Origin of the sequence: Photobacterium atrarenae (genome assembly GCF_024380015.1) — a bacterium.
GTDB classification, from domain to species: domain Bacteria; phylum Pseudomonadota; class Gammaproteobacteria; order Enterobacterales; family Vibrionaceae; genus Photobacterium; species Photobacterium atrarenae.
This window is the reverse complement of the sequence record NZ_CP101509.1, coordinates 1093395-1108132: the sequence shown is the minus strand read 5'-3', so window position 1 is coordinate 1108132 and position 14738 is coordinate 1093395. Positions and strand designations below refer to the sequence as shown.

The following is a 14738-nucleotide window of genomic DNA, read 5'->3' as shown; positions in this document are numbered from 1 at the left end:
TTCGGGGGACTTTCAGACCCGCATGATTTGCGGCCCCGGACCTTCAGTCGTAAAATTAGGAATATAAATTAGCGTTCTAAAATAACTCACAAAAAGTAGGGGCACATCACGAGGCAGACTGCGCGATTTCCTCCAGCCGCGACAGACTCACTGTCTTACATACTCAGACTTCGCGTGGAGGAGAACAGCTATGAACAAAAACCTCACGATCCCCGCCCTGGTATTTCTCGGCACTTTATTGAGCACCGGCCTTGCCGCCGATCACTTTGAGTCGATCGACCGCTATCAACGCCAGAACGGCACTTCAACCCTGCGGACCGACCTGGTGGCAAGCAAAGAAACCGCCTATCAGCAGGGCCATCAAATCAAATCTGCATTGTCACGCCAGAGTGCCTATCAGCTGCACCGGACCCTGCGGGTGCCCGTCAACCGACTCGATGTCCGGTCGGTCAAGATCGACGACAGCTATGTCACCGTTCAGGAGCTGTCCCGCGATCCTGGTCAAATTGAGTATCAGGGGATGGTAGTCGTGCGTTATCACTACCGGACCCATGCCGACCGCTGATCCCGATCAGCGGTTTATCACTCCATGCCCGTTTTCCCCTTCGCCTTGCCAACCCAACTACCGATAAATTTCAGATCTAAGTGGAAAAATCAGCCGCCGGTAGACCAAACTGTCTGATAGACCAACAGAGCTCCGGAGGCTGAAATGACTTACCGCCACTTTCTTTTTCCCTTGGCCCCCAAACAGGCGCTTGATGCTGCATTTCATCAGGCCCTGCATGTGGCAAATCAGGTGCAGGCCCGTGTGACGCTCCTGACCGTGATCGAAGAGTTAGCCGAACTGGCGGATCTCAGCCGCTATTCGGTTTCGACTCTCAGTTTGCTTGAAAACGCCACCCGTGAATGTCAGAAGCTGTTGGATCAGCACGTACAGCAGCTGCAATCCCAATATCCGGATATTGATTTTCACACTCAGGTGGTGACCGGGGTGCCTTATGTAGAGATCATTAAATCGGCCTCGCAGCTTCAGGTGGATATGATCGTGATTGATGCCCACCGGGTTCACAAAGAATCAGCCTGCCAATGGGGCACTTCCACCCGGCACCTGATGCGTGAGTCCGAAGTGCCAATCTGGGCACTGCATCAGCAGCAGGAGACGCCGAAACTCGACAATATCCTGGTTTCAATGGATGTCACCCACGTCGACAATACTGCGCTGAATGAAAAACTGCTGCAGTATGCCTATGAGTTTGCCCTCATCAATGAAGCCCGGCTGTCGCTGTGCCACGCCTGGGAACTGGAAAGTGAAGGCTATCTGCGCGAGTGGAGCCGTTGCAGCGATCTGGAGATTGCAGTGATCGCCCAACAGCTCCGCGATGTTCGGGAAGACCGACTGGCACAACTGATGGCTGACTATTCGCGTAACCGGGTACCGATGCAGATGATTATGCTGGAAGGCAGTGCCAAAACCGTGCTGCCGGAGTATATCAACAATCACGACATTGACCTGGTGATTATGGGCAGCCTGTCCCGGACCGGGATTGCCGGATTTGTCATGGGGAACACCGCCGAGTTTATGCTGGATAAAATCCAGTGTTCAGTGCTGACCCTCAAACCGGATCGTTTCCGCAGCCCGTTGCTGGGGGATCAGGGCTGACGGAAACAGTCGATCACAATGCAGGACAGTGACAACGTCACTTACAGCAATCCAAAAAAAGCCTCACGAGTATTCGCGAGGCCATGATTTGTTTGACAGCGAAATTTACTGCGATTGGTATTAAGGCACCCCGTGACCTTTGGAAGCCACCCAAACCCGGAACCACTGTTCACGGCTGAGTTCAATCTTCAGTGCATCCACGGCTGCCTGCACCCGGTCAATTTTGCCAGAGCCGATAATCGGCAGCGGTTTGGACGGCAAGCGGCGCACCCAGGCATAAATCACCTGATCAATGCTTTGTTCCCCCACTTCCTCGCCGATCGCTTCCAGCTCGTTGCGCACACGGACGGCTTGTTCTGACTGACCGATGAATATCTCCCCCCCGGCCAGACACGACCAGGCCATTGGCTTGGTGCGTTTCATCTGCAACTGATCCAGCGTACCGTCATGGGCCACTTCAAAGTTCAGCGGATTGATCTCCACCTGGTTGGTCACCAGCGGCGCATCCAGGCGCGATTGCAGCAGTTCAAACTGCGATGGGGTAAAGTTCGAAACCCCGAAGTACTGCACTTTGCCTTGTTGCTTGAGCTCGGCAAACGCCTCGGCCACCTCATCGGCTGCCATCAACACGTCCGGGCGGTGGATCAACAAGACATCGATGGTTTCAACCTGAAGACGGGCCAGGGAATTGTTAACCGAGTCGACAATATGCGCCTTGCTGGTGTCATAATGGTTGATCCGGCGCGCCGGATATTGATCGGAGCACAGCTTGATATCACACTTGGTGACAATCTCCAGCTGATCGCGCACGCTCGGATCCAGCGCCAGCGCCTCACCAAACAGGGCTTCACAGCGGTAGTCGCCATAGATATCGGCGTGATCCACCGTGGTGATCCCCAAATCCAGGTGCTGCTTCAGAAAATCCAGCCGCTGCGCCGGGGTCATTCCCCAGTCCGCCAGACGCCAATAGCCCTGGACCAGCTCAGAAAATTGCGGCCCCTGCGGCGTTAACTCAACTTTTGCCACCATGTGGTCGGCTCCCTCTTGCGTAATCATTGCCGACCATCCTAGGCTTGTTTCACCCCTGTCGCAATGTTATAACCCCCTCCCTTCGAACCGGAGTACGAACTATGTCATTTGCATCCCGCCTGAAGTCGCTGATTGGTGAAGAGAGCATCAGCGGTTTTGCCCGCCGGGTCGAGCTCAGTGAAGCCTTGATCCGCAAGTACTTAAACGGCAGCGAGCCGAGCCTGAGCAAAGCCAACCAAATTGCGATGAAAGCCAACTGCTCGCTCGAATGGCTGGCCACGGGTTGCGGCTATCTGTACCGCCAGGCCGAAGTGGTGGACCGCGACGCCTTGCATGCTGCCTATGCCCATGTTCATGGCCATGAAGTGTCGACTGAAGACGCGGCAAGATTGCACCAGTTCGTCACCGGATACCAGTTTCTCCGGGCCCATAAGAAAGCAGATGGCTTCCTCGACCTCAGCGCCATGGCGAGTTTTCTGGCGCTGGCTCGGCAAGATGAGCCCGGCCACTAAGTTCCGAATCATCCCCAAGCCGCTGGCAGGAGTAGTCATTGCGCTGTTTCCCGGTACAATCAGCGGCCAACTTTAGCGAAGAAGTATTGCTATGCCGAAACTCAACCTGCACCGCCGGGATTACCTGACCTCCGTGCTCAGCCATTTGTCTGCCGAAGAAATGCAGCAACGCCTGAGCCCGGATCACACCACCCCGGTGCGGAAACTTCCCCGCTCCCCGTTCCTGACCCCAAACAGTGTGGCGAAGCGCTGGCAGATCCTGGACAACGACGGCGCCAAAGCCCAGTTGCTCGATCCCGCGACGCAGGCGCAAATGTCCCGCTATCAGAAAAATATCGAAAACTTTATCGGCACGGTCAAACTGCCGGTCGGGATTGCCGGACCGCTGCGCGTCAACGGCCTGTTTGCCCAAGGCGACTACACCGTACCACTGGCGACCTCGGAAGCAGCCCTGGTTGCTTCATATCATCGCGGCGCCCAGCTGATCACCCAGGCCGGCGGGGCCACCGCCATGTTGCTGAACGAAGGGGTCACCCGCACGCCATGCTTTGCCTTTGCCGATCTGGCCCACGCCGGGCAGTTCGTCGCCTGGGCCGTCACCCGGTATGGCGACTTCAAGCAAGTGGCCGAGTCCACGACCCGCCACGGCAAACTGTCGGATATCAGTGTCAACATTGAAGGCAACCACGTTTACCTGGTGTTCGAATATCTGACCGGCGATGCGTCAGGCCAGAACATGGTGACCATTTCGACCAACGCGGTGTTTGAATATATTCTCCACAATACCCCGGTGAAACCCGAGCAGGCCTATCTGGACGGCAACCTGTCCGGCGATAAAAAAGCCACCGCACAGACCCTGCGCAGTGTGCGCGGCAAGAAAGTCACGGCTGAAGTTCACATCAGTCCGGCACTGGTGAAACAGTATCTCCACACCACCCCCGAGCAAATGGCCGACTTCACCCGCATGACCACAGTCGGCGGCACGCTCAGCGGCAGCATCGGGATCAACGCCCATTATGCCAATGCCCTGGCTGCGTTTTATATTGCCTGCGGCCAGGACGCCGCCTGCGTGGCTGAGTCAGCGGTCGGTATCACCCGGATTGAGGTGGCTCGGAATGGTGATCTTTATGCTTCGGTGACGCTGCCGAACCTGATGCTGGGCACCGTCGGCGGCGGCACCTCCCTGCCGAGCCAGCATGCCTGTCTGGATCTGCTTGGCCTGGCCGGTAGCGGCCAGTCGCAGGCGCTGGCCGAAGTCTGCGCCACCCTGTGCCTGGCGGGCGAGCTGTCGATCGTCGGCGCTTTTTGTGCCGGCCACTTCTCGCGTGCCCACCACAAGCTCGCGCGCGGCTGACCCATGCCCGCATAAAAGAAAGCGTCGGCACGACTGCCGACGCTATTTCTGATCACTTACTTACTTTAATTGGTATGACTTTTTGCTGTCCCGCTAAACCCGCAGCGCATTCAGCTTGACCTGCGCTTGGCCGAATACGGAATCGAGCGGATAGCCAGTCTCTTCCGACCATGCTCCGGCAGGCTTGCCGGTCAGGATCTCAATCGCTTCCGAGACATGGCTAATCGCCCAGATATGGAACTCGCCTTTTTCCACCGCCTCGACCACATCTTTACGCAGCATCAGGTTATGGGCATTGGACTGCGGAATAATCACCCCTTGCGTCGGCTGACGTCCCTTAATCACGCAGACATCAAAGAAGCCTTCGATTTTCTCGTTGACCCCGCCTATCGGCTGCGCCTGACCGAACTGGTTCATGGAACCGGTGATCGCCACATCCTGACGTAATGGCATATGGGAAAACGCTGACACAATGGCGCACAACTCCGCCATTGACGCACTGTCGCCGTCCACGCCACCGTAAGACTGCTCGAAGGTCAGGTGGGTTTTGAGCGGAATGGCTTTGGTCCGGCCAAAGACCGACGCCAGGTAAGAAGACAGGATCATCACGCCTTTGGAGTGGATCCGCCCGCCCAGCTTGACCTGGCGCTCGATATCGAATACTTCGCCATCGCCGAACGCGGTGCTGGCGGTGATCCGGTTCGGCGCACCGAACTGATAATCTGTGGTCGAGATCACCGACAAGCCGTTGATCTGGCCGATCACCGCGCCCTGAGTATCAATTAGGGTGGTGCCATTTTGATATGTCTGCATCACCTGATCTTTGAGCCGGCTCACCCGCATTTCCTGACTCTGCAGCGCCTGCTCAACGTGGTTGGCACGGATCATCGTCGCCTTGGATGATTTCGCCACGTAATTACTCTCACGCAGTAAGTTGGCAATATCGGCTGAGTGGAGCGACAGCTTGTTCTGATCCCCCGCCTGCCGAGAGCTGTAATCGATAATCCGGGCAATCGCCTTGCGGTCACAGTGCAGCATCTCGCTCTCATTGACGATGCTGGAAATGAACCGGGCATACTGCTCCTCTGATGCATCCGTGCGCGCCATTTCATCTTCAAAATCGGCGGTCACCCGGAACAACTCGCTGAAATCCGGATCGTACTGCTGCAGCAGCTGATAGGTCTGATAGTCCCCGAACAGAATAATCTTCACGTTGAGCGGAATATCTTCCGGCTCCAGCGAAATGGTGCCGGACAACGTCACTTCGCGCTCCAGCGAATTCACATTCAGCTTGCGAGCCCGCAGCGCACGTTTGAGGCCATCCCAGACATACGGTCGTTCCAACACTTTGACCGCATCCATCAGCAACACGCCGCCATTGGCACGGTGGAGGCTGCCGGCGCGGATCAGTGAAAAGTCGGTAAACACCGTACCTTTGTAGGTGGCGTTTTCGACATAGCCAAAAATTGAGTGATAGCTCGGACTGTCTTCCACCACGATCGGAAATTTGGCCTCCGGATCCTGGTTCACCAGCACATTCACCTGGTAGCGGCGCGGCATTTTCTTATCCAGCGCAGCGTAGGCCAGCGCCACCTGCTCTTCACTCTCTTCGAGAAAGATGTCCAGGTTTTCCAGAATGTCTTTTTGCATCGCCGTGAGATAGGCTTTGACCTCAGGCAGCCCTTTGTAGACTTTTTTCAACGGCTTGATAAAGTGCACCACCACATCCAGCGCCACTTCCTCATTCAGCTTCTGGATTTTATCGGAAAACTCTTCCTCCATTTCCGTCAGCTGACGCACGATCCCCCGCAGCTTTTTCTCCAGATCGCTGATGATGTGATCAAACTGCTGTTGCTCTTCATCCGACAGCTCTGCAAAACTTTCTTCGGTGTGCGGCTCTTCGCCGTTCATCGCCACCAGCTGGTATTCGCCCTGGGTGGTCAATGACAGGCTGACGCTTTTCTCTTTGGCTTCATTGGTCAGCGTCAGCAGCGAGCTCTCCTGCTTCTGGGTCAGCTGGTTTTTCAGCGTTTCCGAGCGGCTGTAATACATCTCGTTGTCAAACGCCAGCGGCAACGCCTTGACCAGCCGGGTCATCAGTTTTTCAATCTCTTTTTTGAACTGATGACCGGTTCCCGGCGGCAACTTCAGCACATTCGGGCTGCGGGTTTCTTCAAAGTTCGCCACGTAGCACCAGTCATACAACGGCACGCTGCTGCCGTTGGGATCATGCCGGTTCAGATACCGCAAAATCATCGTCCGCTTCCCCAGCCCGTTGCGGCCGATGGCGTAGATGTTGTAGCCCTTTTCTTTTATCGACATGGCAAACTCCACCGCCTTCTGGGCCCGTTCCTGGCCCACAATTTCATCCAGCGGTGTTAAATGCTTGGTCGAGGTACAGTCCGCCGCCAGCCCGTTCAGGGCTGATGCGCGATACAGTTTGTCACTGCGCAGAGGTTTCACTGACATAAACATCCCTCTTTATGACCTCAGATATCCTCAGTGTAGACAGCAAATGATTATATTTTAGTGACTTACCTTACGTTTACCGGGCAAAGCCACCTGCATCAGGAACCAACCGCTCGTTTTATGTACAACCCTGACTTATTTAACACCCAGCTTCCAGCTGCTTAACTCCGGCCACACAACCCACAACTAACGCATTACAAGCACAGTCAGTCCATAACAAATGTCCTTTTATTTTATATGGTTATGATATAGGAGTGTGATGGACATACGGTTGTGCAATACCGTAAACCGATATCATGGATCCCAGTCTTAAACGTGGTCATCAAGGAGATTGGTGTGTTTATTGTAGAATTATTGATTGTCTTATTATGTATCTTAATCGGGGCCCGCATCGGCGGCATTGGCCTCGGTGTCATGGGGGGGATCGGCCTGGCCGTCCTCAGCTTTATTTTCGGCATCGAGCCGACCAGCCCGCCAATCAATGTCATGCTGATGATCATGGCGGTGGTTGCAGCCGCTGCATCGATGCAAGCTGCCGGTGGCCTTGATTTACTGATCAAGATCGCCACCAAGATCCTGCGCCGCAATCCGAAATACATCACCTTTATTGCACCGGTGGTGACCTATGTGTTCACCATGATGGCCGGGACCGGGCACGTGGCTTACTCCGTGCTGCCGGTGATTGCCGAAGTCAGCCGCCGCAGCGGGATCCGTCCGGAGCGCCCGATGGGCATGGCCGTGATCGCCTCACAATTTGCGATTGTTGCCAGCCCGATTGCCGCCGCCGTGGTCGCCCTGGTGGCCTTCTTAGAGCCGCAAGGCATTACCCTGGCCGATGTCCTGATGGTCACGATTCCCGGCACCAGCTTAGGTCTGACCGCCGCTTGCGTGATTGTCAACAAACTGGGCAAAGAGCTGAAAGACGATCCGGAGTTTCAGCGCCGAATGGCCGATCCGGCTTTTCGTGCCGAAATGGAGCAGGAACTGGAAGTGGCCGAGCTGGAAATCAAGCCGGAAGCCAAAAAAGCCGTATCCCTGTTTTTGCTTGGAGCCCTGACCGTAGTCGTAATGGGTGCGTTTCCGTCGCTGCGGCCGCAGTTTGACGGCCACGCCATGGGGATGGCGCACACCATTGAAATCGTGATGCTCTCCGTGGCTGCCCTGATCATCTTGCTGTGCAAGCCGGACGGCTATGCGATCACTCAGGGCTCTGTGTTCCACGCCGGGATGCGGGCAATTGTCGCCATCTTCGGGATTGCCTGGCTGGGGGATACCTTCATCGGTGGCCATGACGAGATGGTCAAAGAAGCGGTCGCCGGTCTGGTAGAAGTTGCGCCGTGGACCTTCGCCTTTGCCCTGTTCGCCCTGTCGGTCATGGTCAACAGCCAGGGCGCGACCACTGCCGTGCTGGTTCCGGTTGCCATCACCCTCGGCTTGCCACCAACAGTGATCATTGCCACCTTTGTGGCCGTCAATGGCTACTTCTTTATTCCGAATTACGGCCCGATCATCGCCTCAATTGATTTTGACCGCACCGGCACCACCCGGATCGGTAAATATATCTTTAACCACAGCTTTATGATCCCGGGCCTGCTGAGCATGGTGTTCAGTATCCTGTTCGGCTTCCTGTTTGCCGGAATTGTGCTCTGAGCGCCCAAGCCCTAACGATAAAACCCCAACAACAAAGCCCTGCATTCGCAGGGCTTTTTACTGTTAGTAGAGTTATCCGTAGCGCTTGCCCGGTTCAGGCGCCGAGACCGGCCAGGATCAACCGCACCTGCTCAAGGTTGGCTTCATAGCGTTTCAGCGCCCGAAGCACCTGACAGCACCCGAGAGACAGCTTGTAACGACTGGCCTCGCGGCTTTCAGCGTAGATGGCCTGCGGGAAGTCGTCCGGTATCCCGAGCGGCTCGGTAAAACGTCCGCCCCGCGCCTGGTAGTCGCGGTGATATTTCAGGTTCGGCCAGCTAATGATCTCAACGGCCGCCCTGGCAATCCCCACCCGCCAGGTTTCCCGGGCTTCTTCCGGCGTCAGGGCCAGGTAACGTTCAGCATCAACTTCAGTATCCAGCCAGCTCTGCACGGTCGCCAGGTGATGTCGGTGGTCATACTCTTCAATCAACTCCTCAATCGACGAGCACTGGCTACCCAGGCTGACGTTGAGCCGGTACAGTTCAGACAGCGACATCCGCTCCAGGGCTTTAAACGCCTGCTGATAAGCTCTGTGGTGGAGGTCAGATTCGACATCTTCCCGCTGTTTTTCCTCCCGGCGCCGCTTGTCTTTCAACTGCCGGATCCGGTGCTTGCCGTCGTCCATCAGCTGCTGGGCTTGTTGCAGGATCTCAATCTCGGCCGGGGAATATAGCTCATTCAAATCCGGCAAAATCACATCTTTGATAATATTGGCAGCCGTGGTCACTTTCGTTTGTTTTGTTTTCAAGGCCTGGCTATTCGCAAAATTGAGCATGATTTCAATCCTTTTTTGTATCAATCGGTGAATGCCAACGATGGAAAAGAAACAAAGACACAGGGTGGGATGAAATAAGAGCGTTGTTCGATTGGTATATTTGAAAAACTTGAAGTATCCGGCCTCATATCGACGTCGTCAGATACCTCAAGTGTAGACAAGTTGCCAAGTGTTAAGGGGCGTACTTGGCGAAAACCTCCGCCTCGGTCATATTTTCGGTCGAGTTGCTGAACGCATAATACTCAGGCTTTTTATCGATGAATATCTGATGACTCATCACCAGCTTATCCTGCTGATCCAGAAGTCCGGCCGGCACAATATACTGATTCTTGTCTTTCAACCGATAAAACAAATGGGTACCGCACACACTGCAAAAACCGCGCTCTGCCCATTCGGATGAGGCAAAACGGCTCACAAAGGCTTCACCGTCGATGGTCACCTGATCACCGGCTTCCACGGCCAGATAAGGGCCGCCGCCCCACTTGCGGCACATCCCGCAATGACAGGCGCCAACATGCAAATCCGCCTGTTCGGCTTTCAGGGTCACTTTTCCGCACAGGCAACTGCCTGACACCGCTTGGTGTTGTTCCATCATTTACTCCTTGTTCAGACGTCGGGACAATTTCCCTTTCTACTCAAGCAGACGGGAAATTACCGTGACCCGCTTTGGCTTTCAGCAAAACCAGACGGAATAAAAATAAAACCATTGAGCACATCAAACAGGCATCAAAAAATGTGTCCACCCGCAGCAAACCTGCTGATGATGAACACATTTAACAATCCAAGATGACAGTAGGATGTGAAAATTAAGACAGCAGCTGACTTCCCAGCACTTTCGCCTGAGCATCATCCACCACCACCTGAACCGAGATATCCATATCATTATTCCAGCGCAGTGCGTAAGCCATGACTTCCTCGATATTATCGGATTCACACACGGCCACCCCGGTGCCACTCACCAAATCATGCCAGCGGCCAATCATTTTGACGTGCTCCCCCATCATCTCCTGATCCTGTTCATCAGTCAGTTGGGAAAAATGGGCGAGAATGGGATGCAGCTTGCCCTGATGCAGCTGCCAGGTCACAAGAAAGGTCATCGTCTGTACCCTCGTGGCAGGACTGACGATAAGTATAGGTGGTGTTCAGCGACCGAGAAACGATGTGTTGCACACCCGGCTCAGTCAGCCCGCTGGTGCACCTGGGCCAGGCTTTGACAAAGTAGTGGCTCAATCGCATGGGCCGGCAACGCTTTGTGATAATAATAGCCCTGGGCGTAATTACATCCTAGCTCGCGTAACAACTGCGCTTGCTCCGATGTTTCGACCCCTTCAGCCAGCACTTTCACATTCAGCACCCGGCTCAGGGCGATGATCTGCTGCACGAACTCCCGATCCAATGCGGTATTACAGATATTTTCCGTCAGGGTTCGGTCAAGCTTGAGTTTATCAAGGAAGCGGCAGAAATTGCGGATCAGTTGAAGTGAGGAATATCCGGTTCCGAAATCGTCCACAGCAATACTGATCCCCAAGTGCCGGGCCCGGACAATATTCTGGCGTAATTGCGTGATATTCCTGGCATTGGCCGTTTCGGTAATTTCCAGTTCAAGATGATCGGTCGGGCAGTGCGTCACAGCCAGGATCTGCTCGAGACGTTCGATAAACGTCGCCATTTCCAGGGTCTTGAACGAGATATTGATCGCCACCTTTGCCACCGGAATCTGCTGATGTTGCCATGCCGCGAGCTGTCGGCACACTTGCTGGAAAACCCAGAGATCAAACTCATAATGCAACCCTATCTCTTCAGCAATGGCGACAAACACATCCGGGGCGATATAGCCCAGCTCGGCATGATGCCAGCGGGACAGGGCTTCCAGGCCAATCAGCCGACCGCTGCTCAGTGAGTATTGGGGCTGGTAATGGATTTGGATTTGATGGTTTTCAATGGCCTGCGGAAACGCATCGATGATGAGCTTGTGATACACAATCCCGCCACTGATCTGCTTCTCGGCAAAGACAAAATTCGACAGGCTGACTTTCTTGGCTTCCTGTAGCGCATTTTCCGCAGCCACTTCCATGGCATGATAGTCCGGATAACAGATCCCCTCGGCACTGACCCCAATACTCACCGAACGCTGGATAGTCAGATCAGCACTGAGCTGCAGCGGCTTATCCCCGATCTGGCACAGGGCCTTACACAACCGGCTCACCCGGGCATTAAAGACAGATGCAGGAACCCCGGCCTGATCTTCGACCAGCAGACCGAATTTGGCATTGGAATAACGCACCACCAGGCTCTGGCTCCCCACCAGTTGCTGCAGCTTCTGCCCGACTACGGTAAGAAACAAATCGCCGATATCAAAATCATAACGAAAGTTAATCGCCGAAAAGTTATCGACACTCAGGACAATCAACGCCAGGTTGATCGGATGGCGGTTAGCAACTTCCAGCAAGTGATTGGTCCGGCAACGAATCGCCCAGCCATTGCGCAACCCGGTGATCGGATCGACTGATTTATTTTCCAGGATCTGAAAACAAAGCCGGTACTGACCGGGCTCACCATGACAGGCACAATGCACTTTCACCGGCAGTGGGTAGTGATGGCTGTCGGACAAACTGGCATGCGCCAGCTCCCCAGACCCGCCACGCGCAACCTGGGCAAGGAATTGGTCAACTGTGACCGACCGGCGAGGTGAACTCCGGACCTGAGACAAAATCGACGCGAGCGGTTTTCCGACAACCGCTTGCGGAGAATAGCCGACTTGCTCCGTAAAGGCCTCATTACACGCAGTGACAATGCTGTGTTCGACCTCCAGCACCGGCAGCAATTGCAATACATCTTCCATGTGTACTCTCATCTCTTATTATTATCAGCACACCACTGAGACACTTATTGGTTGGCCTGACACGACTCAGTGAGCACAATCCCCCCAGATTCAGCCAACAAGATACAGACTGAATCAATTCGCGCCAACTATATTTTCTGCACAAAAGAGCACCGGGACATCCCCTATCATCATAAAATCAACAAACGATAACCTGCCTATTCCCTAAGCCGCTAACTTTTAATAGGTAATTAATCATTAGAGGGACTGGAGGCTATGGTGGACTTTTTATACTCCTTATTGTGAGCTTGGCGATATTTTCACCAATGACAACAACCAGCTACGCCGCCGGCCGCAATCACATCAGTATTGTCGATTCATCGACAGTGTATCCTTTCAAATCGTTGCGCATGATCAGAAGGAAAATCTCAGATGCAATTTGACTGGGATTATACCAATCACAGTAAGTAAGTGATCAGAAATAGCGTAGGAAAAAAGCTTGAGAGCAAAGCGGAATTTTTAGATAAGTAGTGATTCTACAATTAAAAATTCTAACGCAGTTATCGAGCGTTTTAACAAGCTAGGATGACCAGTTATTTACTACGATTGGTATTATATACGATGCAGCTGCGCCAGCGCGGCCGTGATATCTTCCCGGCTCATCGCCGCCAAATCAAAGCTGGCCAGCTTGTCTATGCGCCGCTTCAGCGACAAGGACGCCACGTGGCATTCCTTGTCAAAATCAGCCTGGCTGGTCGCTTCCAAGGGATTATTCAGCGCCCAGTTGACCCGGATCCCATCAGCCAGCCAGTTCGGACAGGCTTCGCCATGGGCTTCATCACACACCGAAATCACAATGTCCGGATGAAAACCGGTCAGCTCTTCCCACGACTTGCTACGAAAATCCGTCGGATCCAGCCCCATCGCTTTGAGGTAAGTATTCATATATGGATGGAGCTCACCCAAGGGCTCGCTACCGGCACTGGCCACTTCGAAACCTTCCGGCAAAAAACGCTTAGCTATGGCTTCGGCCAGAATACTGCGGCAGGCATTATGACGACAAATGAACAGAATCTTCATCGGCTTCCCCTACTGAGGTATCACTGATGAGTGTAGAGAATAAGCTCGGGATACATGATGACAGTTTTCTTGCAATCGCCCCCGGCGTCATCTCGAGACTACACCTCACCGCCTGAACATTTGACGCAGGAAGTCAGAAGCGCTTCAGTACGCTACTTGCGCCAGCTTCGAGAAATCCAGCCATCCACTATCTTTCTGCCACCAGTACGTAGTCTGCACCGGCTGAGCAAAATCGAGTGACTGGCCGACCATCGGGGTGACCAGCGCTACGTCGGATGTTTCCGCTTCGGCAATCAAATCGGTCACTGGCTCGTCCCAGCGATGTAGGAACAGCTCGTAAGTCGACCAGTGAACCGGCATCAGCTGATCAGCCCGCACATCCTGGTGAGCCTGCAGGGTATGACTCGCCTGCATATGACCCCAGCCTTCCACCGGATAGCCTTTGCCGTTTTTCACATTGGCCGCCACTTCAATAAAGGACAAATCAAACGGCCCCAGACGTTCACCGATCTCCTTAAAATGCTCACCATAGGCAGAGTCGCCACTGTAGAACACGCTGCCGGCATTGCCCTGGATCGCCCAGGATGACCACAGTGTGGTATTGTGGTCAAACAGGCCACGTCCGGAGTTGTGGTTGGCCGGCGCCGCGGTAAAGGTTACGCCATTGAGCTGCTCACTCTCCCACCAGTCAAACTCCTGGATATTCTCAGGGTGAACGCCCCATGTTTCCAGATAGCGACCGACCCCCAGCGGGACATAAAAGGTCACATCTTGCTTGGCATAGAAACGGACCGTACTCTCTTCGAGATGATCATAGTGATCATGAGAAATGAGGATCACATCTGGCTGAGGCAAGTCCTCACGACTGACCGGCGCCGGGACATTGCGGCCAAACCAGGACGAAAACAGGCTGGGTGAAGCGTATTCAAATACCGGGTCGATCAGGATCCGGGACCGATCCAGCTCGACAAACAAGGAAGAGTGCCCCAGCCAGGTCACCCGCAGCGAGCTGCTTCGCTCTGCCAGCAATTCGGTATCAACCGGTTCAAACGCCAGCGCTTTCCCCGGCTTGTATTGCTTACGCTGAGTAAAGAACTTCCACATCGTTTTCAGCATCCCTTCTTTCGTCTCAACCTGCGGCAGGCGGGACACCACCTTACCGTCCACAAATTGGGGGGAAGCTGCAATCCGCGCTAGTCGGGTGTCTTCGCTCTGTACATAGTCACCATTGACCTGGCCACTGCAACCCGCGCCCAGGCCCAGCGCAACAATGACAGCGGTTACAGATGCCTTGAGTGAAGTCTTCATTTTTCAGCTAGCCCCAAAAGTAAACGGTGGTGTATACT

13 protein-coding genes are annotated in these 14738 nt (G+C 54.3%); 5 read left to right on the top strand and 8 right to left on the bottom strand.

The genetic code is table 11. From position 1 onward, the window contains the following. Positions 1 to 190 precede the first annotated feature (190 nt). On the top strand, positions 191 to 565 hold the full coding sequence (locus tag NNL38_RS21075; RefSeq protein ID WP_255390825.1) for a DUF3316 domain-containing protein: 375 nt from the start codon (positions 191 to 193) through the stop codon (positions 563 to 565). Positions 566 to 709: 144 nt separating this feature from the next. Next, entirely contained in the window at positions 710 to 1660 is a 951-nt protein-coding gene (locus NNL38_RS21070) for a universal stress protein (protein WP_255390824.1), read from the top strand. Between the two features lie 120 nt (positions 1661 to 1780). Here NNL38_RS21070 and NNL38_RS21065 read toward each other — a convergent pair whose 3' ends face one another. Continuing rightward, complete coding sequence (locus NNL38_RS21065) at positions 1781 to 2689, bottom strand: aldo/keto reductase (RefSeq protein WP_255392300.1); 909 nt, start codon at positions 2687 to 2689, stop codon at positions 1781 to 1783. A 101-nt stretch (positions 2690 to 2790) separates the two neighbouring features. Between NNL38_RS21065 and NNL38_RS21060 the strand changes: the two genes are divergently transcribed. After that, complete coding sequence (locus NNL38_RS21060; RefSeq protein ID WP_255390823.1) at positions 2791 to 3201, top strand: helix-turn-helix domain-containing protein; 411 nt, start codon at positions 2791 to 2793, stop codon at positions 3199 to 3201. A gap of 91 nt (positions 3202 to 3292) precedes the next feature. Continuing rightward, complete coding sequence (locus NNL38_RS21055) at positions 3293 to 4555, top strand: hydroxymethylglutaryl-CoA reductase (RefSeq protein ID WP_255390822.1); 1263 nt, start codon at positions 3293 to 3295, stop codon at positions 4553 to 4555. 93 nt (positions 4556 to 4648) lie between these two features. Here NNL38_RS21055 and NNL38_RS21050 read toward each other — a convergent pair whose 3' ends face one another. After that, positions 4649 to 7024: a Lon protease family protein gene (locus NNL38_RS21050; RefSeq protein ID WP_255390821.1), complete on the bottom strand. Its 2376-nt coding sequence runs from the start codon at positions 7022 to 7024 to the stop codon at positions 4649 to 4651. 336 nt (positions 7025 to 7360) lie between these two features. On the opposite strand from NNL38_RS21050, the gene NNL38_RS21045 reads away from it, so the two are divergent. Next, positions 7361 to 8674, top strand: coding sequence for an anaerobic C4-dicarboxylate transporter family protein (locus tag NNL38_RS21045; RefSeq protein ID WP_255390820.1), 1314 nt, complete (start codon positions 7361 to 7363; stop codon positions 8672 to 8674). A 94-nt stretch (positions 8675 to 8768) separates the two neighbouring features. On the opposite strand, the gene NNL38_RS21040 is transcribed toward NNL38_RS21045, so the two are convergent. The 6 genes from NNL38_RS21040 to NNL38_RS21015 all read right to left on the bottom strand — a co-directional run bounded on the left by NNL38_RS21040 (position 8769) and on the right by NNL38_RS21015 (position 14700). Further along, positions 8769 to 9491: a hypothetical protein gene (locus NNL38_RS21040; protein ID WP_255390819.1), complete on the bottom strand. Its 723-nt coding sequence runs from the start codon at positions 9489 to 9491 to the stop codon at positions 8769 to 8771. A gap of 172 nt (positions 9492 to 9663) precedes the next feature. After that, entirely contained in the window at positions 9664 to 10086 is a 423-nt protein-coding gene (locus NNL38_RS21035) for a GFA family protein (protein ID WP_255390818.1), read from the bottom strand. A 211-nt stretch (positions 10087 to 10297) separates the two neighbouring features. After that, positions 10298 to 10588 (bottom strand): DUF3303 domain-containing protein, encoded by a 291-nt coding sequence (locus tag NNL38_RS21030; RefSeq protein WP_255390817.1) that lies wholly within the window; start codon positions 10586 to 10588, stop codon positions 10298 to 10300. An 80-nt stretch (positions 10589 to 10668) separates the two neighbouring features. Then, positions 10669 to 12333 carry a GGDEF and EAL domain-containing protein gene (locus NNL38_RS21025; RefSeq protein ID WP_255390816.1) on the bottom strand — a complete coding sequence of 555 codons (1665 nt, stop codon included), beginning with the start codon at positions 12331 to 12333 and terminating at the stop codon, positions 10669 to 10671. Positions 12334 to 12924: 591 nt separating this feature from the next. Continuing rightward, positions 12925 to 13392, bottom strand: coding sequence for an arsenate reductase ArsC (locus NNL38_RS21020; protein WP_255390814.1), 468 nt, complete (start codon positions 13390 to 13392; stop codon positions 12925 to 12927). A 144-nt stretch (positions 13393 to 13536) separates the two neighbouring features. Beyond that, a complete protein-coding gene (locus tag NNL38_RS21015; protein WP_255390813.1) occupies positions 13537 to 14700 on the bottom strand; it encodes an MBL fold metallo-hydrolase in 1164 nt (387 codons plus the stop codon). Positions 14701 to 14738: the final 38 nt, after the last annotated feature.